The sequence below is a fragment of the Acidimicrobiales bacterium genome, assembly GCA_040219515.1.
GTDB lineage: Bacteria > Actinomycetota > Acidimicrobiia > Acidimicrobiales > Aldehydirespiratoraceae > JAJRXC01.
In genome coordinates this window covers 75,271-96,628 of sequence record JAVJSI010000004.1, presented here as the reverse complement: position 1 = coordinate 96,628, position 21,358 = coordinate 75,271, and the positions used below count along the sequence as shown (strand labels likewise).

Genomic DNA, 21,358 nt, shown 5'->3' with positions numbered 1-21,358 from the left:
TATTCAGACGGCGGCGCGGAGCACCTCGGCCGACGAGCGCCGGGGGGGCATCTCGGGATCGGCCGGACGCCCGGGCGTCTCGTCGGCCCCGGCGGTGCCCTTGGTGGCATAGGTGTTGACGTAGTCCTGGCCGGTGAGGGCCCGGATCTCGAACATCAACTCGTCGGTGATCTGACGGAGCTGCATGCGGGTGTCGCCGACGTCGGGCGCCGACGCCGGGCGGATCGGCTTGCCGAAGCGCACCTCGACCGGACGGAAGGGCCGCGGCACTCGCGTGTCGGGCGGCTGGATCGTGCGGGTACCCAGAATGCCGACGGGGATGATGGGCGCCCCGGTCTGCATCGAGAGGCGGGCCGCCCCGGTGTGGCCCTTGTGGAGGTAGCCGTCGCGGGCCCGCGTGCCCTCGGGGTAGATGCCGAAGAGTTCGCCGTCGTCGAGGAGGCGGGCGGCCGTGTCGAGGGCGCGGGTGGAGGCGTCGCCGCCGCTGCGGTCGATCGGGATCATGCCGAGCGCCGGGAACAGCCGCCGGGTCTTCCAGTCGTCGAGGTACTCGGCCTTGCCGACGAACGTGATGCGTCGGGGCAGGACGGCCGGCAGGAAAAAGGAGTCGATGACCGACGTGTGGTTGGGGGCGAGGATCGCCGGCCCGGACGTGGGCACGTTCTCGAGGCCCACCGTGCGGATGCGCCAGCACGACGCGAAGACGGGGCGGAGGGCGCGCAATGCCACTTTCTGCAACGAGCCGTGGTCGCGGGAGGAGGTCGAGTGGGTGGAGGTGAGTCGGGCCATGTCATTCACAATCATGTCAGCTCGACGCCGAGCAAACCGGCCGCGTCGCCGACGCCCTCGCCGGAGGCAGCCGCGAGGTCGATGGAGTCGAGCGCGGCGGGCACGTCGAGGTCGTCGTCGAGGTGTCGGCGCACGTCGTCGAGGGCGGCGTCGCCCTCACCGGCGGTCCGCCATCGTTCGAGCCGTTCGACGGCGTCGTCGATGAGATGGTCGCTCCACTGCCAGGGTCGGCGATAGTGATGCGCGCCCAGGGCGAGCCGGATCGCCATGGGGTCGTAGCGCTCGCGCAGCTCGTGGATGAACACGAGGTTGCCGGTCGACTTCGACATCTTCCTTCCGCCGAGGTGGACCATCGACTGGTGCAGCCAGTGGCGAACGAAGGGTTTGCCGGTCGCGGCCTCGCTCTGGGCCCGGACGCATTCGTGGTGCGGATAGAGCAGGTCGACTCCCCCGCCGTGCAGGTCGATGGTGGGACCGAGTTCTCGCAACGCGAGGGCGCTGCACTCCACGTGCCAGCCGGGACGGCCCGGGCCCCAACGGGACTCCCAGGCCGGTTCCCCGTCGTCGGACGGACGCCACATCACGAAGTCGAGCGGGTCGCGTTTGTTCGGGTCGCTCGGGTTCTCACGCCACTCGATGGCGAGCTGGTGCATCCGCTCGCGCCCGAGACCACCGAGCGCGCCGAAGTCGGGGGCTGCGACCGTGTCGAAGTAGACGGTGCCGTCGACGACGTAGCCCATCCCCCGGTCGAGCACCGCCTCGATCACACCGCGGATGTCGGGGATGGCCCCGGTCGCTCGCGGCTCGGACCATGGCGCGATGGTGTTGAGCGCCGCCATGTCGTCGTCGAAGCGGGCGGTCTCGCCGAAGGCCAGGTCCAGATAGTGCACGCCCCGCCGTGCGGCCGCCGCCAGGATGTCGTCGTCGACGTCGGTGATGTTGCGCACGCACCGTGTCTCGTGGCCGAGATCACGGAGGCGACGCTGGAGCACGTCGTAGGTGACGTAGGTGGCCGCGTGGCCCATGTGGGTGGCGTCGTAGGGAGTGATCCCGCAGACGTACATCGTGACGATCGGGTCCGGCTCGAACGGCACCACGGCACCCAGATGAGTGTCGTAGAGCTGCACGGCTCAGACGGCGTCTTCGTCGATTCCGATCAGCTTCAACGCCACCCGCGTCTTGTAGCGGACGTTGAGTTGCAGCAGCACCGCGGTGAACGCCTCGATCGCCGTCGCGTTGGACAGCTCGCCGGCGTCGAGTGGACGCATGCCGGGGATCTCCTTGACGAGATCGCTGACGGTGACGGTGGCCTTCGCGTGATCGGAGCAGATCAGGATGTCGGACACCACGGGCTCGCTGAGCTCGGCCAGCTCCTTGGCCGGCACGTGGTGGAACGCGGCGGCGACGTAGCTGTCACGAAGCTCGGCCTGCACGCTGCCACTCACCGAACCGCGGGGTGGCACCAGCGGCTGGAACTCTCGACCCACCTTCGACAGCGCGTTGCTCATGCAGACGACGACCTTGCCGCGCAGCTGGGTGCGCACGGTGTGGGCGGTCTCGGTCGCCGCGTTCCACGGCGTGGCGATGACGATCAGCTCGGCGTCCGCCGCGCCGTTGTTGTCGCTGCTGTCGATCGAGAGCTCGCGGTCGGGCCAGCTCTCGATGATCGAGTCGCGCACCTCGAGGGAGCGGTACTTCGACCGTGAACCGATGGTGATGTCATGACCGACGGAGGCGAGGCGAGCGGCCAGGGCCATGCCTGCGGGTCCGGTGGCCCCGAGAAGTCCGATGTGCATGCGCCGAAGGGTACGGTGCGGATGTTGCTTCCGACAGTCGAAAGGTGTCGATCAGTGGGTCTACTCGAGGGAAAGAAGCTCCTGATCACCGGGGTCCTCACCGACGCGTCGCTCGCGTTCGGTGTCGCCAAGCTGGCCCAAGAGCAGGGCGCGGAGATCGTGCTGACCGGCGCCGGCCGGGGGCTGCGGCTCACCCAGCGCACCGCTCGCAAGCTGCCCACCGAGCCCGAGGTCCACGAGTTCGACGTCACCCAGCCCGACCAGGTGGTCGCCCTGCGCGAGACGCTCGACGCCAAGTGGGGCCGCCTCGACGGCGCGCTGCACTCGATCGGGTTCGCCCCCGAGGCGTGTCTGGGCGAGGACTTCATGGGCGCCGGTTGGGATGACGTGAAGGTCGCGGTCGAGATCTCGGCCTACTCGTTGAAGGTGCTGGCCGAGGCCACAGCCCCACTGATGACCGATGGCGGATCACTCGTCGGCCTGACCTTCGACGCGACCGTTGCGTGGCCCGCCTACAACTGGATGGGGGTGGCCAAGGCCGCGCTCGAATCCACCAATCGCTATCTGGCCCGCGAACTCGGCCCCCGGGGCATCCGCTGCAACCTCATCGCCGCCGGGCCGATCCGGACGATGGCGGCGAAGTCCATCCCCGGCTTCGCCCAGTTCGAGGACGTCTGGGACGACAAGGCGCCGCTCGGTTGGGACGTCGACGATTCGACCACGGTCGCGGAAACCACCTGTGCGCTGCTGTCGGACTGGTTCCGTGGCACCACCGGCTCGATGATCCACGTGGACGGCGGGTATCACTCTGTCGGCGCCTGACCTTCTCGTCGTCGGCGGCACGGGCTTCCTCGGCCGCCACCTGCTCGCGGGCGCCGCGGGGGCCTCGGCGACCCACTTCTCGTCGCCGGCCGGCGACGGGTCGATCGACTGGCACCGGTGCGATCTCGCCGACGGCGGGCCCGGCGTCGAGCACCTGATCCTCCGCTTGCGCCCGCACGCGGTGATCAACGCCGCCTACCTCCAGCACGGGCCCGACCTCGATGCGGTGACCACGCTCGCCCCGGCCCGTATGGCCACCGCGTGTCGACGCGTCGGGGCCCGCTTCGTCCACGTGTCGACCGATGTGGTGTTCGACGGCACCACCGACCGGCCCTATCGAGAGACCGATCCGGTGTCGCCGGTACACGAGTACGGCCGGGCCAAAGCGGCGTCGGAGGCGGCAGTGCTCACAGCCGATCCGAGCGCCGTCGTGGCCCGTACCAGCCTGCTCTGGGGCGACCGCGACGATCCCGGTCCGCAGGTGATGCTCACCACGCGGTCCGACATGAGCTTCTACGAGGACGAGTACCGGAACCCGATCTCGGTCGTCGCTCTCGCCGCCGCGTGCCGGGAACTGGCCGGCCGCGACGACGTCACCGGTCTCCTCCACGTTGCCGGGGCCGACACGGTGAGTCGGCTCGAGTTCGCGCAGCGGGTGTGCGGGCTGGTTGGCGTCGACGCCGGCGCGCTGAAAGGCTCCGACCGGCCGGACGACCCCACCCGGCCCGGGAACTGTCCGCTCGACAGCAGCCGGGCCCGGGAGCTGCTCGACACGCCACTCACCGGCATCAGGGAGTTCGTCTCGTGAACGACATCCGCATCATTCCCACCACCAGCTCTCTGGGCGCCGAGATCGAGGGCATCGACCTGTCCATGGCGACCGACGAACAGCTCGAGATCGTGCGGTGGGCGCTTCTCGAACACCACGTGGTGTTCCTGCGCGACCAGCGGCTCGACGATGAGGCGCACGAGCAGTTCGCGAGGCGCTGGGGCGACCCGATTCCGAACCCGATCCTGGCCCACCTCGATGCCCCCGTCGCCATCGGTGTGGTGTTCAACGACGCCGAGCACCTCCCCGATCAGGACGGCGAGGGATGGCACACCGACCACTCCTGGGCGAGCTACATCCCCGACGTCGCCATCCTCCGCGCCGTCACCACCCCGCCGCGCGGCGGCGACACCATGTGGAGCAACATCGGCGCCGCCCACGACGCGCTCTCGCCCGCGCTGCAGGAGTTCCTCGCCGATGCGACGGCCCGTCATGATCCGGGCGAACGTTTCGCGCACGAGATGCGGGCCCGCATGCCTGCCGAGACAGCGGACGAACTCCTCGCGGCATTTCCCGGTTTCGATCACCCGGTCATCGTTCGTCATCCGGTCACCGGACGCCGGGGCCTGTTCGTGAACCCGGGTTACACCCGTCGCATCAACGGCCTCCACGCCAGCGAGAGCGCAGCTCTGCTCCGTCTGCTCTTCGATCTCGTCGCCCACCCCGATCTCGTCTGCCGGTTCCGTTGGCGCGACGGCGATGTCGCGATCTGGGACGAGCACGCCACGCTGCACCGTGGACCCAACGACTTCGCCCCCGCCCGTCGGGAGCTTCGTCGATTCACGGTGGGTGCGAGCGAGCCAGCACCGGTCTGACCTACGTAGCCCGGGTCATCCCCGGGCTTCGGTGTCGGTCTCGTCGCGAATGTCGCCCACGAGGGCTTCGAGGGCGTCTTCCAAGGTGACCAGGCCCAACAGCCGACCGTCGGCCGACCGCACCAGCGCCACATGGCGACGAGCCCGACGCATGGCTCGCATGAGGTCACGTACGAGCTGGTCGGGCGAGACGATCAGCATCCGCCGCATCATCTCGAGCGGCACCTGATCGTCCCGGGCCTCGAGGGGCAGCCGCAGTAGGTCCTTCGAGTGGACGAAGCCGATGATGTCGTCCGGCCCGGCGCCGCGTACGGGCACCCGGCTGTGTCCGGTCTCCGTCACGAGCGCCTCGACCTCGGCCACCGACGCGTTTCGCGAAACCGTTGCCATCCGGTGGCGCGGAGTCATGATCGACCCGGCGGTCCGGGCCCGGAAATCGAGGGCGCCCGAGAGCAGCTCGTGTTCGAGGTCCTCGATCTTGCCGTCCTCGACGGCACCGGCGAGCAGCGTGTGGAACTCGTTGACCGTGAGCGCGGTGTTGAGCTCGTCGACCGGCTCGTAGCCGAACATCCGCACGATGCCGTTGGAGATCGCGTTGAGAAACCAGATGACGGGACGGAACAACGCCACGTAGGCCGTGTGCAACGGCGCCAGCAGACGGGCAACCCGCTCGGGATTCGCGATGGCCAGGTTCTTCGGCACCATCTCGCCCAGCACCATGTGGAACGTGACCACGATGCTCAAGGCGATGAGGAACGACACGGCGTGAAGCACGCCGCTCGGCAGGTGGACCACCGCCTCGATGGCCGACTCCAGCAGCGTGGCGATGGCCGGCTCGGCCACGAAGCCGAGACCGAGTGAGGCCATGGTGATGCCGAGTTGGGCACCGGCGAGCTGGGGTTGGAGATCGCGCACGGCATCGAGCGCGGCCGCCGCCCCCAGATCGGTGCCGTCCTTGGCCATGGGCTGGAGTCGCGACGCCCGACTCGCGAGCAACGCGAACTCGATGGCCACGAAGAAACCGTTGGCGATGAGCAGGACCACCGCGGCGACGAGGAATCCGGCCGTCACGCTTCTTCCTCCTCGTCCTCGGGCGGCGCGACGACCCGCACCGACGCAACGCGTAGCCGGTCCATCGCGACGACCTCGAGCCGCCAGCCGTCGACCGTGCAGCGGTCACCGGGTGCAGGGATCTCACCGAGCCGATCGAGTACGAGACCGGCGAGCGTTTCGTACTCCCCCTCGGGCATGTCGAAACCGGTGAGATCGCGGACCTCGTCGGGATGCAGCGACGCGGGAACCACCGTGGAGCCTCGTGCCTCGACGCGGGTGAGCGACGTGGCTATCTCGTCGTGCTCGTCGTCGATCTCGCCGACCAGCTCCTCGAGAATGTCCTCCAGGGTGATGATTCCGGCCGTGCCGCCGTGTTCGTCGATCACCACCGCGAGCTGTTGACCGCCCTCGCGTAGGTCCACGAGCAGGTCGTCGAGGTCGCGGGCCTCGGGCACGGCGAGCACAGGTGCCATCAGCTCGATCACCTGCGTGTCGGCGCGAGCATCGATCGCCACGCTGTGAACCGACTTGACATGGACGACGCCGACGAGGTCGTCGAGTCCGTCGGCCATCACCGGGAACCGGGAGTGACCGGTGGCCACGGCCAGCGCGACGAGGTCGTCGATGGTGGCCTGATCGTCGATCGCGACGACGGCGACGCGCGGAATCATGGCATCGTCGGCGGACTTGTCGGCCAGGCGGATGGAACGGGTCAGCAACTCGACCTCGCCCTCGTCCAGCATGCCGACCTCACCCGAGCTGCGGATCAGGTGCTCGAGCTCCTCGCGATCAGGCGTGCCTTCGAGCTCCTCGGCCGGCTCCACCCCCAGGCGGCGGGTGATCGAGGCCGCGAGGCCGTCGAGCACCGCGACGACCGGCCGGGCGAAGGCGCCGTAGAGCGCAGTGGGGCGAGCCAGTGCGAACGACGACTCGAGCGGCCGGCTCGTGGCGAGCGACTTCGGCACCAACTCGCCGAGCACCATCTGGACGACGGTGGCGATGACCAGCGCGAGGCCGATCGACACCCCGTCGGGAATCGCGCCGAACACGGACTCGAGGCCCGGCTCGATCGCTGCCGCGACTGCGGGTTCGGCCAGGAAACCGAGCATGAGCGAAGTGACGGTGATGCCGAGTTGGGCGCCCGACAGGTGATACGAGATGCGGTCGAGCAGCGCCTGCACCCGCGCCGCGGGCGCGCTCCCCTGACGAGCCTGCTCGTCCACCCGGGTGCGATCGACGGCGACCAAGGCGAACTCGGCGGCAACAAAGGCTGCGTTGGCGGCGACCAGGGCAAGGGCGGCCAGCAACCGGAGGGCGATGTCGATCGGGACTCCTCGAACTCGATCTGCGTGCTGGCTGAATGTACCCGTAGGTTGGGGAGAATGCCGATGTCCACGACGAGCCTTCCCGACTCGGCCCCCCGCGCGGCTCCCGGCACCACGAGCCGCTATTCGCGTCCGCGGCACGCGATCGATCCGGACACCACGAAGGGCTGGCTGCGCCGTCTGTCGCCGGTGGTGTGGTCGCAGCGCAACATCTTCGTCATCGGCATCACCTCGGGTCTGATCGCGACGTTGGCCACCGTGCTCGTCCCGCTCGCCGTCGGTCGAGGCCTCGACGCGATCGACGAGGGCGCCACCGTCACGCCGTATGTCGTCGCCCTCTTCGTGCTCGCGTTCTGCCGATTCGTCTTCGGTTTCGGGTACCGCTACAACCTGTTCCGGGCCGCCCACCGCATCGAGGCCGACCTGCGCAACCTGATCTACGAACGGCTCACCGAGTTGTCGTTCGGCTACTGGGATCGCATGCAGAGCGGTCAGGTGATCAGTCGGGCCAACTCCGACATCCGCTCGATACAGATCCTCTTCTCGTTCGGACCGCTCATCGCGATGCAGCTCGTGCTGCTGGTGATCGCCGTCATCGTCATGGTCGCGATCGACCTCGGTTTGACGGCCGTCGCGCTCGCGCCGCTGCCCTTCGTCTTCCTCATCGGCGTCCGGCTCCGCAATCGCATCTTCCCGCTGTCGTGGGTCGTCCAGGCCCGCCAGGCCGACGTGGCCACGATCGTCGACGAGAACATCCAGGGCACGCGGGTGGTCAAAGCCTTCGCCCAGGAACCGCGCCAGGTCCAGCTGCTGGCCGAGGCGGCCCGGCGGCTCCGGTGGGCCGGCACCGAGGTGGCCGACACCCGCGCCAGCCACGCGCCGGCCATGGAGGCCTTTCCCCGGCTCGGGCTCGCGCTGGTGCTGCTCTACGGTGGCCTCCAGGCGATCGACGGCGACCTCAGGATCGGCTCGCTCGTCGCCTTCAGCGCCTATGTGGTGCTGCTGGCCACACCGTTCCGCATGGTCGGGTTCATGCTGCTCCAGTGGCAGCGCGCATCGGCGGCGTCGGTGCGGGTGTTCGAGATTCTCGACGAGCCCCCGGCCATCACCGACCCGCCCGACCCAGTCCGTCTGCCCGACCCCGAGGGCCGCATCGAGTTCGATCACGTCCGCTTCGCGTATCCGGTGTCCGACGGCACCGAAGTGCTCACCGACCTCTCGTTCACCGTCGACCCCGGCGAGACCGTGGCGATCGTCGGCGCCACCGGATCGGGCAAGTCCACGATCGCGCGCCTGCTTCCCCGCTTCTACGACGTCGACGACGGCTGGGTGTTCGTCGACGACCACGACGTCCGCAACCTCTCGCTGCACGACCTGCGTGACACCGTCAATGTCGTCACCGACGACCCGTTCCTCTTCGCCACGAGCGTGTTCGACAATGTCGCGTTCGCCCGGCCGGACGCGCCGCCCCATCTGGTCGACGAGGCCATCGCCGATGCGGCGGCAGCCGACTTCGTCGCGGATCTGCCCGGCGGTGTCGACTCCGAGATCGGCGAACGCGGTCTCACCCTGTCGGGCGGGCAACGGCAGCGCATCGCCCTTGCTCGGGCACTGCTGGCCGACCCGAAGATCCTCGTGCTCGACGACGCCACCAGCGCGATCGACGTGGCGGTCGAGGAACGCATTCACGACGCCATCCGGCGCCGACAGGCCGACCGCACCACGATCCTGATCGCCCATCGCCTGTCCACGATCGCTCTCGCCGACCGGGTGCTGCTGATGGAGGGCGGACGAATCGTCGCGTCGGGCGCGCACCATCACCTCCTCGCCACGGACCCCCGCTACGCGGCGATCCTCGCCGACATCCAGGAAGGTGACAGCTGATGTTCGCCGCAGGCGGCGGCTTCTCGGGAGGCGGAGGACCGACCTCGATGCAGGCCAATGCCGCGGCCGGGCTTCCCCATGCCGATGTGCCCGGCAACCTGCGCGACAAGGTCGAGGCGGTGCTCGAGGAAGAGCCGGAGCACATCGTCGAACCGGTCGACTGGACCCACGACGAATGGGACCGGCGTCCGTTCGGCTTGCGGCTCTTCCTGTGGCCGCATCGTTGGCGACTGGGCGGAGCGATCTTTCTGGTCCTGATCGAGACGCTCGCACTGATGATCGGGCCGGTACTCACCCAGATCGGGATCGACGACGGGGTGCGAGTGGGCGACAAGTCGGTCCTCGTCGTGGTCGCAGGGATCTATGTCGTCGCCGTGGCGCTGTCGGCCGTGCTCGGCTGGGCCCGCGTGTCCTACACGGGCCGACTCGGCGAACGGCTGAACGAGGCGTTGCGGATCCGCGTGTTCAGCCACATGCAACGCCAGGGCGTCGACTTCCACACCGACGAGAAGGCCGGTGTGCTCCTCACCCGGATGACCTCCGACATCGAGGCGCTCGCCGTGCTCTTCCAGGAGGGCATCGTCAACCTGCTGGTGCAGGTCTTCACCCTGCTCGTGATCACGGGGGCGCTGTTCTACTACGACCCGCTCCTCGCCCTGATCACGCTCGCCGTGGCCGTACCCCCGACGCTGGTCACCTCGCTCTGGTTCCGCAACGTCTCGTCGCGCTCCTACCTGCTGGTGCGCGATCGCATCGCCGCGCTGTTGTCGAACCTGCAGGAGTCGCTCGCCGGTATCCGGGTGATCGCCGCCCACAATCGCCGCGCCGTCAACGTGGCCGCGCATCGCGACGTCGTCGGCGAGCACCGTGACGCGGGCATCGCTGCGGCCAGGGCCAACTCGACCTACGCCCCGCTGACCGAGCTCATCGGCATCTGCACCCAGGCGACCCTGCTCGGCGTGGGCGGCGCGATGGTCACGCGGGGCCGTATCTCGGTCGGCGAGATGGCCGCGTTCCTGCTCTTCCTGACCAGCTTCTTCGCCCCGATCCAGACGCTGGTGCAGCTCTACAACTCCTACCAGCAGGGCGGCGCGGCCATCGTGAAGCTGCGCGAGCTGCTCGGCACCGAGCCGTCGGTGGTGCAAAAGCCCGACGCCACGGTGCTGCCGCCGATCGACGGTGAGATCGAACTGCACGACGTCACCTTCAGCTACGTCGACGGCCGACCGGTGCTACGTGACGTGAACCTGCGCATCGCCCCCGGCGAGACCGTCGCCTTCGTCGGCGAGACCGGCGCGGGGAAGTCGACGGTGGCCCGCCTGCTCACCCGGTTCCACGACCCGGACCGGGGGGCCGTCACGATCGATGGCCACGACCTGCGCGACGTGACCATCGAGAGCCTGCGTTCCCAGCTCGGCGTGGTGCCCCAGGAGCCCTTCCTCTTCGCCGGTCTCGTGCGCGACAACGTGGCGTTCGCCCGGCCGACGGCCACCGACGACGAGCTCACCGACGCACTGGTCGCCGTCGGCATCGACGATCTCGTCGACCGACTCGGCGGCCTCGACGCGGTCGTGCACGAGCGCGGGGCCTCGCTGTCAGCCGGCGAGCGGCAACTGCTGGCCCTCGCCCGTGCCTTCGTGGCCCGGCCCCGCGTGCTGATACTCGACGAGGCGACCTCGAACCTCGATCTCAACTCCGAGTCACGCGTCGAGAAGGCCCTCGACGTCGTGCTCGAGGGCCGTACCGCGGTGATCATCGCCCACCGTCTCGCCACCGCTCGGCGGGCCGACCGCATCGCGGTCGTGCACGACGGCGAGATCGTCGAACTCGGCAGCCACGACGAACTGGTCGCCCATGAGGGGCGCTACGCCTCGATGTACGCCACTTGGGTGGCCCATGGCGGCGCGGAATGAGCGTCGACACCGACGTGCTCATCCTGGCCGCCGTCGTGATGGCCGCAGCCGCGACCGTGCAGGCGTCGGTGGGGTTCGGCGCCAATCTGCTGGCCGCTCCCGTGTTCGCGATGCTCGACCCCGATCTCGTGCCCGGGCCGATCTTCATCGCTGCCGGCACCCTCACCTTCGCCATGGCCATGCGGGAACGAGACGAGGTCGATCGAACGGTCGTCGGCTGGGCCACCGCCGGGAGGATCCCGGGATCCGTCGTCGGCGCCTTCGTGCTGGCGGCGGCCACCGATCGCTCCATCCAGCTCATGGTGGGCATCACCATCCTCGTCGCCGTCGCCTTGTCGAGCGGCCTCGTTCGCATCCCGGAACGACGCGCCACCTTCTTCGGCGCCGGCACCGTCTCCGGCTTCGGCGCCACAACTGCGTCCATCGGCGGACCGCCGCTCGCGCTCGCTCTGCAACATCGCAGCGGTCCGTCGCTCCGGGCGACGATGAGCGCCTTCTTCGCGTTCGGCACCCTCATCAGCCTCCCCGCCATTGCCGCCGCCGGCCGACTCGGCACCGACGAGCTGCTGGTCGGGGCCGCGCTCGTTCCCGGCGCCATGGTGGGCTTCGTCGCCGCCGGGCCGCTGCGACCCCGGGTGGATGCCGGACGGGTCCGACCCCTCGTTCTCGGGGTGGCCTCGTTCGCCGCAGTGGTGCTGATCGTGCGGACGATCTGACCGGTGTCGACGACGTGACCGAGCCGGTCCTGCGGCTGCAGGGGGTGCACCGCACCACCGACGGCGTGGAGATCCTCCGCGGCATCGACTGGACCATCGCGCCGGGCCAGCACTGGGTCGTCCTCGGGCCCAACGGCTGCGGCAAGACCACCCTCGTTCGGATCGCGTCGATGTGGCTCCACCCGTCGGGGGGCGACGTCGAGGTGCTCGGCGAACGGCTTGGCCGCACCGACGTGCGCCGTCTCCGCGAGCGGGTCGGCTTCGCCAGCGCCTCGATGGCCGACCTGCTCCGTGGGGATCTCCCCGTTGCCGACGTGGTGATGACGGCCCGCAACGGCGCGCTCGAACCCTGGTGGCACGACTACGACGACGCCGACCGGGAGGCCGCGGCCCGAGCGCTCGAGCGCGTCGGCATTGCCCACCTGTCGACCCGCCGATTCGGCGCCTGCTCGTCGGGCGAGCGGCAGCGAGTGCTCGTGGCCCGTGCGCTGTCGACCGACCCGGGCCTGCTGCTGCTCGACGAACCGACGGCGGCCCTCGACCTCGCCGGACGGGAGCACTTCGTACGAATGCTGAGCGGACTCGCCGCCGATCCGTCGATGCCGCCGATGGCCCTCGTCACCCACCATGTCGAGGAGATCCCCGACGGCTTCACCCATGCGCTGCTCGTGAAACAGGGGCGGGTGCTCGTCGCCGGGCCGCTCGACGAGGTACTCACCGCCCCCAACCTGTCGTCGTGCTTCGACCTGGCGCTCACGCTCGAGCGTCGTCGGGGCCGCTACGTCGCCTGGGCCGATTGACCCGGCGGGCTCAGCACCAGCACGACGCCATCGTCGACCCGCACCGTCGCCGGCGCCGAGATCACCTCATTGGCGATGCCGCGTGCCTCGGTGGAGCGCAGTACCTCGCCGTGGAGTGGATACGCCAGGCCGGTCGTGGTGACCGTCGCCGGTCCGGCAACGGCCTGCAACGCAACGGCCGCGCCGGCCGCCAGCGGCAACTCGAGCTCGCCATGCACCACCCACACCCGGTTCTCCCCCACCCACGCGCTGACCCGCGCCGACCGCCAACGTGGTGAGGCCAACACGACCAGGTTGGCCAGCTGGTGATCGAGGCGGCCGCCGTCGGCGAGATGCACGGCGATCGACGCGGCGCCCCGGTCCATGGCCTCGAGAAGCGCGAGTTCGAGGTCGGTCTCGTCCTTGGTGGCCGGATGGCGGAGGATCTCGGCCCCCGCCGCCGCCGCGGCGTCCAGGTCCGCAGCCGACGCCGAATCGAGGTCACCGACGACCACGTCGACGCGGAGCTGCGCCTCGATCGCCGCCGCCAGGCCACCGTCGGCACAGATGACGATGTCCGCCGCCGCCCCGACCAGCGGTGCGAGGTGAGCGCCGGACGCGATCACCCGCGCGTGTCGAACAGCCATCGATCGACACTAACCCCCGACACCGACCCCGCGGTCACGCGCTCCCGACACACGTCCCGGGCACGAGGGCTGCATCGCCGATGTCGACGAGGTCGGGGGTCGCAACGACGAGGGCCGTGTCGGAGGCGGCCTCCTTGGCCACCACGATGCCGACCATCGTGCCGGTCTCGTCGATCGCCGGTCCGCCGGAGATGCCGGCCTCGATACCGACGTCGACGCCCACGATCTCGCCGCCCCCGGCCAACCGGGCCACATTCTCGGTCACGTCGACACGCGGCCCGACCGAGACCGTGCGCGGACCGCCGTCGGGAAAACCGACCAGCGTGACCGGTGCGCCGAGGGCCGGCGCCGGCGCGGCCGCGAGCGGCGCGCGCATGGGTGCATCCACGGCGACGAGCGCGAGGTCGCGCTCGTCGCCGAGCACACCGAGCACCTCGCCGGTGACGGTGATGCCACCCTGATCGATCCGCACGAGGGCGGCGTCGCCGACCACGTGGGCCGCGGTCAGCAGCAGCCCGTCGGCGACCACCACGCCGGATCCCGACGAGCGAGCGTCGCACACGCTCACGGAGACATGGACGACGGTCAGGTGCTCGGCCGGCGCCGGCACGAACGGCCCGCCACGACGCGAGGCGACGGCGTCGCCGAGTTCGGTGGCCGGCGCTTCCTCGACCGCCGCGCCCACCTCGGTGGCCGGCGCGAGATCGTCCGCGGCACTGTCGCCGGCCGAGATGTCGAGGGCCGAGACATCACCGGCGGCGACGAGTCCGGGATGGAGGAGGCGACTCACGCCGACCCCGATGAGCAGCAGGGCGACGGCGACGACCACGGCCGAGGCGACGAGGCGCCGTTCGTTCCAGCTGGTGGACGCAAGCCCACGCTCGGGCGGCAACTGCGTCTCTCGTTGACTCGACCACTCTCGGTGCATGATTCGCCCACTCCCTGTGGGGATCATAGGCACAGGCTCGGCCGAACGTCAGCCCGGGCGACACCCGGGCAGCAGCTCCCGACTCAGAGGTAGTTGGCGGGGTTCACCGCGACGCCGTCGACCCGGATCTCCCAGTGGAGGTGTGGTCCGGTCGAGAAGCCGGTGCTGCCCACCCGGCCGATGGTGTCGCCGCCGGAGACCGTGGCGCCCGCGCTCACCAGGATTTCGGACTGGTGGGCATAGAGCGTGGTGAAGCCGTCGCCGTGGGAGATCACGACCACGTTGCCGTAGCCGTTCATCCAGCCTGCACTGATGACGGTTCCCGAGGCGGCGGCGACGATCGGGTCGCCGGTGCTGGCGTTGAAGTCGATGCCGTAGTGGTTGCGGGTCGTGCCGAAGATCGGATGTACACGCGACCCGAACGGGCTCGTGATGGCACCGGGTACGGGACGATGGGTGACCGCGAACGGACCCAGATCGGCGGGCGGCGAGGCCGGTTCGTCATCGTCGGCGGCATCGTCATCGGTGTCCGGATCGGCCTCGTCGTCGGCGGCCGCTTCCTCCGCCGCGAGACGAGCTTCTTCCTCGGCTGCGAGACGGGCCTCCTCCGCAGCGGCCGCCTGCCGGGCCAGCTCGGCTTCGAGATCGCGGATCTGGGCGGCGATGGCGGCGTCGGCCGCCTCGATCTCCGCGCCCACAGCCTGCCATTCAGCGGTCCGGGCCCTGACCTGGACCCGGAGCGCCTCGACCTCGGCCCGGCTCTCGTCGAGCTCGGCCAGCCCCTCGGCCAGATTGACCCGCTCGGCCTCGGCGTCCTGGGTCGCTTCCTCGGCCCGCTGGATCGCGTCGTCCTGCTGGGCCTGGGCCACCCGCAGTTCGTCGATCAGCTCGTATTCGTCGCCGACCACACCTTCGACGTAGGACTGCTTGAGCTCGACGTCGAGCAGATTGTCGGAATCGAGTTGTCCGAGCACGTCGGGTCGCGGGGCGACGAACGCGTCGATGGCCGCGAATTCGAGCTCGTCACGGATGCCGACCATGCTCGCCGCCAACGCATCGGCCTGCTCACGGGCCAGCAGGGCCCGCTCCTCGGCATCGGCGATCGCTTCCTCGGCCGCCGCGACCTTGGCTTCCTGGAGCGAGATGAACGAATCGAGCGCCGCTATCGCGGCGGCCAGTTCGTCGTCCTCGGCCGCCAGGGCATCGAGTTCCGCGGCGACTTCGGCCGCGTCGCGCCGGTTGCTCTCCCGCTCCTGGCGGAGGTCGTCGACGTCGCCCTCGTCCTGTGCACCGGCCAAGCCGACGGTGAGGGGCCCGGCCAGCACGCAGGCCGCGGCGACCGCGGCCAGAGAACGGCGGAGGGTGAATCGGTGGACACTCATCGCGGCACGGATCGTAACAGGAATGACATGAATAGCGTGACCATGCCCGCGAGCATGCAGCCATGACACTCGAGGACTTCCGCGTCGACCCATTCACCCACGAGTCGATCACCCACGACGTCTACCGCCAGGGGTCGGGACCGTGCGTCCTCGTGGCCGCCGAGATCCCCGGGATCACGCCGGAGGTCACCCGATTCGCCGAGGATCTCCTGTCGGCCGGGCTGTCGGTTGCCATGCCCAGCATGTTCGGTGTGCCCGGTCGGCCGCCCACGACCGTCAACGCACTGACGACGATCGCCCGGGCCTGTGTCAGCAGCGAGTTCCACGCCATGGCCACCCGCGACGACCAGCCGGCGACCGAGTGGCTTCGCGCCCTGGCCAGAAAACTCCACGCCGACCACGGCGGCCCCGGCGTCGGCTTCGTGGGGATGTGCTTCACCGGCGGATTCGGGCTGGCGATGCTGCTCGACGACGCGGTGGTCGCGCCGGTGCTCTCCCAGCCGTCGCTGCCCTTCGGGGTCGGCCGGAAACGGCGGGCCAGCGTCGGCCTCGACGATGCCCAACTCGCCACGGTGGCAGCCCGGGCGGCCGACGGATGCCCGGTGCTCGGCCTGAGGTTCACCGGCGACCCGCTGGTGCCGGCCGATCGTTTCGCCACCCTGCGGGCCGCCCTCGGCAACGACTTCATCGGCGTCGAGATCCCCAGCCCCGATCCGGCCCACGACATCGGCAAGGCGGCCCACAGCGTGCTCACCGAAGAACGGCGCGACACCCCCGGGCACCCGACCAAGGAGGCCTTCGACCAGGTGCTCGGGTTCCTCACCGGGCGGCTGCAGGGCCAGTGAGAACCCGGGGGCTCAGACCCCGAGGAGCAGGAACAGACCGACCACCGTGTAGACGACCATGACCCCCAGCATCGGATACTGGGAACGCACCGCCACGTCGTGGGGGTAACGCGAGATCGCCCGATCGTGGGCGGCCGCCACCGCCAACACGTGCCCGATGGCGATCGCCAACGTCTGCACCCAGGCGATCGTGCTCGGTGACACCAGCAACCAGTTGATCTCGTAGTCCTTGGTCCCGAACAGATCCCATCCCCGGCCGAGCGGGTCGGAGATCTGGATGAACATCCGCTGACCGTCGAGCACGAGCAGGCTGAAGTAGTGCGCCACCGCATAGGCCGCGGCGATCGGCACGAGGGTCGGGCCGAAGACCGCCGCCAACTCGTTGGCGTCGTCGCCGGTCACACTCGCCATCAGGTTCATCGCGAAGATGTAGATCATGCTGACCAACAAGATGATCGCCAGCAGGCCGATGGTCGAGACCACCGTCAGGCTCCAACCGGCGCGGTCCCCGGCGATGTCGAACCAGACCGAACTCCGGGTGAACCCGTCGAACGACGTACTGCCGAGCACCACGAGCACGAACGGCACGAGGCCGACGACCGGCGCAACCGTGGCCAGACCGGCCAGCGGCGGTCGCACGCGGATTCGACGTTCGTCGTCGAGGTGGAACACCGCCATCGCGCCGAGCTTTGCGAACAGGACCGAGAAGCCGTCGGCGGTGCGGACCCAGCCTCGCCCGCGCACGCTCGAGCCGACCACCATGACCAGGCTGTAGACGGTGAGGAACGCGGCGATCGATCGCGGGTGGGCGGCGGATCGGATCTCGGATTCGAACCACAGCGAGTTGTAGGCCAACTCGAACCACAGATAGGCGAAGATCGCGATCGTGGCCGGCCAGAGCGTGGCCGCACCGTGTTCGATGTCGGAGATCGGTGTGCCGGTCACCTTCGCTCGCACCCACGCCGCCGAATCGGCGATCGTGAAGTAGGGGTTGAACGCCCGCCACACATCACCGAAGACGGCCGACACGAACTGGAGTCCGACCCAGAACCAGATCAGGAAGGCATCGCCCGCGATGTTCACCGCGAAGTTCGTGTTGCCCCGCCATGCGGCATAGAGCACCACGCCGAACAGCCCCAGGCCGCACACCTTGAGAACGACTTCGAGAACTCGGGCGGGCGGCCCCACCGCAGTCCACAGCGCCCGGCCCCGGGCTGCTGCGGCCAGGTGGGGCCGCTCCCAGAATGCGCCGAGCGCGACGAACGAGATCGCCACGGAGAACCCGGCGGCCCAGGCCAGCTGCCATGCGGGCAACGGCAGGTCGGTGCGACCGCCGATGCCGTGGGCGAGCAGGGTGCCGATCACGACACGGTCATTCGCACGAGCAGCCGTCCGGCCGCCTCGAGTTCGATCTCGAAGGTGCCGGGGATCAGCGCATCGAAACTGGTGCTGCCCTCCCCGTCGACGAGATCGACGTAGAGGTCGTACCCGTGGATGTGCACCTGGTCGGTGCTGTCACCCGACACGACCACCTCGACCGATTGCCCGAGGCCGACGTCCACCTGGCGGGACCCACCGACGAGGTCACCGTCGACCACCTCGAGTTCGATGACCACATCGGCGGCATCGTCACCCGCGTCCGCTGGCGCGCTCGCCTCCCCGTCGTCGCCGCACGCGGCAGCCAGCAGCGCAACGACGACGACAGGTATGAGGAGGCTCCGGAACCTCACGGCGCCACGGCGACCGTCGTGGCGGCCGAGACCGGCTGACCGTCGACCAGGTAGGGCTGGTGATCGTTGGTGTAGGCCACGATCGAGATCTCGACCTCACCCTCGGGCAACGCCGCCAGGTGGGTGGCGGTGCCGTAGAGACGACCGAGCTTCTGGCCGTTGGCGTAGATGTGGAGATGACCTTCACCATCCACGTGCTCGCCGGACGCGTGCTCGGGACTGAGAGTCATGCCGCCGACGGTGAGGAACGCATTCCAGCCCGACATCGGATCCTCCACGACCTCGAGGCCGAGTGCCGGCGCATCGCCGACGTACTCCACGCCCTCGGCCTCCTCGTGGGAGTGGTCGTCATGGGAGTGTTCGGGCACGGTGAACGCCATGTCGGCCCGGATCTCCTCGCCGTCCACGGCATAGGTGCGGTGGTCGTTGGCGTTGACCGACACGCCGATCTCGACGTCACCCTCGGTCACGCCGGCGTAGTAGATCCACTCGTCGTAGAACCGCAGGACCTTCTCACCGTCGACATAGAGGTGGAAGTGCCCCTCGCCCTCGACATGGTCGGTCGAAGCCGCCTGGGGGTTGGGCGTGAAGTTCTCGGTCATCACGTGGATGTTGACCCCGCCGGCGGGGTCGGCGACGACGTCGAGATCGACGGTCGGCGCGCCGTCGGCAGCCACCTCGACGACGCCGTGTTCGTGATCGGCCATGTCGTCATGGTCAATGTCGCCGTCGGCCATGTCGTCATGGTCCATGTCGTCATCGTGTTCGTGATCGGCCATGTCGTCATGGTCCATGTCACCGTCGGCCATGTCGTCGGTGGCCGTCTCATCGTTGGCCACATCGTCGTCGGCCGTGTCGTCGGTGGCCGTGGTGGACTCGTCATCGTCCCCGCAGGCCGAGGCGATGAGGGTCAGAGCGAAAAGGGCGGCGAGCAGCCGCAGTGTCGCGCGAGCGCGCATGAGCGTTCTCCTTGTTTCTGTGTTCCGGTGTTCCGGTGGATGTGCGTAGGGACGCCCGGGCCGGAGGTCGGCGGGGCGTGGTCGTCTAGCGCAATGCCACCGGGGGGCCGCGACGGCCCACCTGTGCGGGAACGAGGAGATAGGCCGGTCGCACGAACGGACTCGGCCTGCGCGCGTCAGCGACGGCCACCGCGCTCGAGCCGGAACCCGGCGCGAGCGCCCTGAGCATCGTGCGCAGCGCGACCACTCCGGACCCGACGGCTCGGCCGAGTCGGAACACCACGCAGCCCATCAGTACACCGACGAGCGTGGCCGGAATGCCGACGGCGGCCGACGCGGGGTCGGTCGTGGCGGCCACGTCCGCGAGCATCGCGGCCGACGAGACGCTGAGCACCGGCACGGCCAGCAGGCCGAGAATCATCCAGCCGGCGCGGCGGGCGTCAGATGCGGGAGTGGAACTCACGACGCCCACGGTAGCAACCTCAGGCCGTCTTCCAGAAGCGGGCCAGGAACGAGGCCATCTGCTCACGGGTGACGGCATCGCCAGGTGAATAGGTGGTCGGTGTCGTTCCGGTCGTGAGTCCGAGGGCGTAGATGCAGGCGATCTCGTTCTTCGCGAACGAGCCACCGCTGTCGCTGAACGGCGCAGGGTCGGTGGTGCAGCCGCTGCCCAATGCGTCGCGCCACAGGCGACCGAGGAAGGCCGCCATCTGTTCCCGGGTCACGGTGCCGGCCGGGTCGTAGCGGGTGGAGGACACACCGGTGGTCACGCCCAACTCGTAGATGCAGGCGATGTCGGCCGCCGCGAACGACCCGGCGATGTCGACGAACGGTGTCGGCGCGCCGCTGCAGGTCTGGCCGAGCCTGCGATAGAGGCGGGCCAGGAACGCCGCCATCTGCTCCCGGGTGACCGTGTCGTTCGGCGAGTACGTCGACGCGCTGGTACCGGTCGTGATGCCGAGGATGCGGATGCAGCCGACGTCGTTGAAGGCGAACGAACCCGCGCCCACATCGTCGAAGCGGTTCGGGCCCATCGCGCATCCCTGGGCGGCCCCGGAGAAGGAGACGGTGTAGCCGTCGTCGGTGGCCGCGTCGACCGTCACGGTGACGCCGTGGATCTCGGCGCTGTCGCCGACGCCGAGTACGTGGTCGGTCGACCCCGGCGCTCCCAGGGACGGGTACTGGCGTCGTTCGATACCCCAGCAGATCTGGTTCCCGCACGGCGCCGTCCCGTCGATGGTGTGGAGCATCACCCCCTCGATGCCGGCATCGGCGTCGTAGCCCGCGGCGGGCCGGGCCTCGACGGTGGTGAAGCGCAGCGGGTCGGCCGATGGGATCAGGGCGAATTGGGTGCCGTCGGCTTCCGGTCCGGCCAGGTCGACGCTCGCCCTCGGCTTCGTGATCAGCGCCACGTCGTCGGCGTCGATCCATCCCGAGGCGTAGCGATTGAAGGCGATCGTGTGGGTGATGAAGCACGGCCCGTAGAACAGATCGGCATCGATGGGACAGAAGTTGTCCACGCCGTGCCCGCTCATCAGGTCGGCGGGGTTGTCGTACTGCTCGAAGCCGGTCAGGCCCGATCCCGAGTGGGGCCATCCGAGCGTGTGACCGATCTCGTGGGCCGCCGTCGCCGGCAGCGGGAAGGTCTCGCCGCCGATCGTGAACCCGCGTCCCGACTCCGCCGGCGGCTCGGAACGGCCGATCGGCAGCACCGTGTCGTTGGCGAAGTACCACGCACCGGGCCCTCCGAAACCACTGGGGGTGTTGCCGTTGTCGATGACCAGGGCATTGGTGAACGGCAGGTCCTTCGTGAGCCTGACGCCGTCGGTGAGACAATCGGTCACCCGATCGAACTCGCCGACCGCTTCGAACACGAGGGCGTATCGGCCCCGTGACACCGTCGAGAAGAAGGGAGCCACCTCTGCGTTCGCCCACGCGGCGACGTCGTCCGGCGTGAAGTCCTTCTCACCGCCGACGTCACAGACCCACACCGCGACCGTGTCGGTGCCGTCACCGAGGACTTCGCTTGCACCCTGATCGAGGGTCAGGCCGAGCGGGTCGGCGGCCGTCGCCACCCCGGCGGCCAGTACTGCGTAGGCCGCTCCGACCGCGACGAACAGGATGGCCTTGGTCCGGAGCACGCGGT

21 protein-coding genes are annotated in these 21,358 nt (G+C 69.5%); 8 read left to right on the top strand and 13 right to left on the bottom strand.

Annotation, left to right across the window (positions count from 1 at the left end; genetic code table 11):
* Positions 1-3 precede the first annotated feature (3 nt).
* From RIB98_01535 to npdG, 3 genes are read right to left on the bottom strand one after another with little or no spacing between them, the layout of a single operon-like run.
* The gene (locus RIB98_01535) at positions 4-789 is read right to left on the bottom strand and encodes a lysophospholipid acyltransferase family protein (protein ID MEQ8839636.1); all 786 of its coding nucleotides are present in this window, start codon (positions 787-789) and stop codon (positions 4-6) included.
* A gap of 11 nt (positions 790-800) precedes the next feature.
* Entirely contained in the window at positions 801-1,916 is a 1,116-nt protein-coding gene (locus RIB98_01530; GenBank protein MEQ8839635.1) for a cysteine--tRNA ligase, read from the bottom strand.
* Positions 1,917-1,919: 3 nt separating this feature from the next.
* On the bottom strand, positions 1,920-2,585 hold the full coding sequence (gene npdG / locus RIB98_01525; protein MEQ8839634.1) for an NADPH-dependent F420 reductase: 666 nt from the start codon (positions 2,583-2,585) through the stop codon (positions 1,920-1,922).
* Positions 2,586-2,639: 54 nt separating this feature from the next.
* On the opposite strand from npdG, the gene fabI reads away from it, so the two are divergent.
* Genes fabI through RIB98_01510 form a run of 3 tightly spaced genes read left to right on the top strand, consistent with a single transcriptional unit; the run spans position 2,640 to position 5,051 of the window.
* A complete protein-coding gene (gene fabI, locus RIB98_01520; protein ID MEQ8839633.1) occupies positions 2,640-3,407 on the top strand; it encodes an enoyl-ACP reductase FabI in 768 nt (255 codons plus the stop codon).
* Complete coding sequence (locus RIB98_01515; protein ID MEQ8839632.1) at positions 3,388-4,215, top strand: sugar nucleotide-binding protein; 828 nt, start codon at positions 3,388-3,390, stop codon at positions 4,213-4,215. The genes fabI and RIB98_01515 overlap by 20 nt, the downstream gene beginning before the upstream one ends.
* Complete coding sequence (locus RIB98_01510) at positions 4,212-5,051, top strand: TauD/TfdA family dioxygenase (protein MEQ8839631.1); 840 nt, start codon at positions 4,212-4,214, stop codon at positions 5,049-5,051. Before RIB98_01515 ends, RIB98_01510 begins: the two co-directional genes overlap by 4 nt.
* 15 nt (positions 5,052-5,066) lie before the next feature.
* On the opposite strand, the gene RIB98_01505 is transcribed toward RIB98_01510, so the two are convergent.
* Both RIB98_01505 and RIB98_01500 read right to left on the bottom strand, forming a co-directional pair.
* Positions 5,067-6,122, bottom strand: coding sequence for a hemolysin family protein (locus tag RIB98_01505; GenBank protein MEQ8839630.1), 1,056 nt, complete (start codon positions 6,120-6,122; stop codon positions 5,067-5,069).
* Positions 6,119-7,411 (bottom strand): hemolysin family protein, encoded by a 1,293-nt coding sequence (locus tag RIB98_01500; GenBank protein ID MEQ8839629.1) that lies wholly within the window; start codon positions 7,409-7,411, stop codon positions 6,119-6,121. The genes RIB98_01505 and RIB98_01500 overlap by 4 nt, the downstream gene beginning before the upstream one ends.
* Before the next feature lie 75 nt (positions 7,412-7,486).
* Here RIB98_01500 and RIB98_01495 point away from each other — a divergent pair, with 75 nt between their 5' ends.
* The 4 genes from RIB98_01495 to RIB98_01480 are packed head-to-tail and all read left to right on the top strand — an operon-like array spanning position 7,487 to position 12,742.
* On the top strand, positions 7,487-9,313 hold the full coding sequence (locus RIB98_01495; GenBank protein MEQ8839628.1) for an ABC transporter ATP-binding protein: 1,827 nt from the start codon (positions 7,487-7,489) through the stop codon (positions 9,311-9,313).
* A complete protein-coding gene (locus tag RIB98_01490) occupies positions 9,313-11,226 on the top strand; it encodes an ABC transporter ATP-binding protein (GenBank protein ID MEQ8839627.1) in 1,914 nt (637 codons plus the stop codon). The genes RIB98_01495 and RIB98_01490 overlap by 1 nt, the downstream gene beginning before the upstream one ends.
* Complete coding sequence (locus tag RIB98_01485; protein MEQ8839626.1) at positions 11,223-11,942, top strand: sulfite exporter TauE/SafE family protein; 720 nt, start codon at positions 11,223-11,225, stop codon at positions 11,940-11,942. Before RIB98_01490 ends, RIB98_01485 begins: the two co-directional genes overlap by 4 nt.
* 14 nt (positions 11,943-11,956) lie before the next feature.
* A complete protein-coding gene (locus tag RIB98_01480) occupies positions 11,957-12,742 on the top strand; it encodes an ATP-binding cassette domain-containing protein (protein ID MEQ8839625.1) in 786 nt (261 codons plus the stop codon).
* Here RIB98_01480 and RIB98_01475 read toward each other — a convergent pair.
* The 3 genes from RIB98_01475 to RIB98_01465 form a co-directional block, all read right to left on the bottom strand.
* Positions 12,721-13,368 (bottom strand): thiamine diphosphokinase, encoded by a 648-nt coding sequence (locus RIB98_01475; GenBank protein MEQ8839624.1) that lies wholly within the window; start codon positions 13,366-13,368, stop codon positions 12,721-12,723. The genes RIB98_01480 and RIB98_01475 overlap by 22 nt on opposite strands.
* 34 nt (positions 13,369-13,402) lie before the next feature.
* A complete protein-coding gene (locus RIB98_01470; protein MEQ8839623.1) occupies positions 13,403-14,296 on the bottom strand; it encodes a serine protease in 894 nt (297 codons plus the stop codon).
* Positions 14,297-14,379: 83 nt separating this feature from the next.
* Entirely contained in the window at positions 14,380-15,678 is a 1,299-nt protein-coding gene (locus RIB98_01465) for a peptidoglycan DD-metalloendopeptidase family protein (GenBank protein MEQ8839622.1), read from the bottom strand.
* Between the two features lie 62 nt (positions 15,679-15,740).
* Here RIB98_01465 and RIB98_01460 point away from each other — a divergent pair, with 62 nt between their 5' ends.
* Positions 15,741-16,523: a dienelactone hydrolase family protein gene (locus RIB98_01460; GenBank protein MEQ8839621.1), complete on the top strand. Its 783-nt coding sequence runs from the start codon at positions 15,741-15,743 to the stop codon at positions 16,521-16,523.
* Between the two features lie 12 nt (positions 16,524-16,535).
* On the opposite strand, the gene RIB98_01455 is transcribed toward RIB98_01460, so the two are convergent.
* The 5 genes from RIB98_01455 to RIB98_01435 all read right to left on the bottom strand — a co-directional run bounded on the left by RIB98_01455 (position 16,536) and on the right by RIB98_01435 (position 21,353).
* Positions 16,536-17,888: a hypothetical protein gene (locus tag RIB98_01455; GenBank protein MEQ8839620.1), complete on the bottom strand. Its 1,353-nt coding sequence runs from the start codon at positions 17,886-17,888 to the stop codon at positions 16,536-16,538.
* On the bottom strand, positions 17,885-18,253 hold the full coding sequence (locus tag RIB98_01450; GenBank protein ID MEQ8839619.1) for a hypothetical protein: 369 nt from the start codon (positions 18,251-18,253) through the stop codon (positions 17,885-17,887). The genes RIB98_01455 and RIB98_01450 overlap by 4 nt, the downstream gene beginning before the upstream one ends.
* A complete protein-coding gene (locus tag RIB98_01445) occupies positions 18,250-19,212 on the bottom strand; it encodes a hypothetical protein (protein ID MEQ8839618.1) in 963 nt (320 codons plus the stop codon). Before RIB98_01445 ends, RIB98_01450 begins: the two co-directional genes overlap by 4 nt.
* Positions 19,213-19,297: 85 nt before the next feature.
* Positions 19,298-19,675, bottom strand: coding sequence for a hypothetical protein (locus RIB98_01440; protein MEQ8839617.1), 378 nt, complete (start codon positions 19,673-19,675; stop codon positions 19,298-19,300).
* A 19-nt stretch (positions 19,676-19,694) separates the two neighbouring features.
* Positions 19,695-21,353 carry an S-layer homology domain-containing protein gene (locus tag RIB98_01435; GenBank protein MEQ8839616.1) on the bottom strand — a complete coding sequence of 553 codons (1,659 nt, stop codon included), beginning with the start codon at positions 21,351-21,353 and terminating at the stop codon, positions 19,695-19,697.
* Between the last annotated feature and the right edge of the window lie 5 nt (positions 21,354-21,358).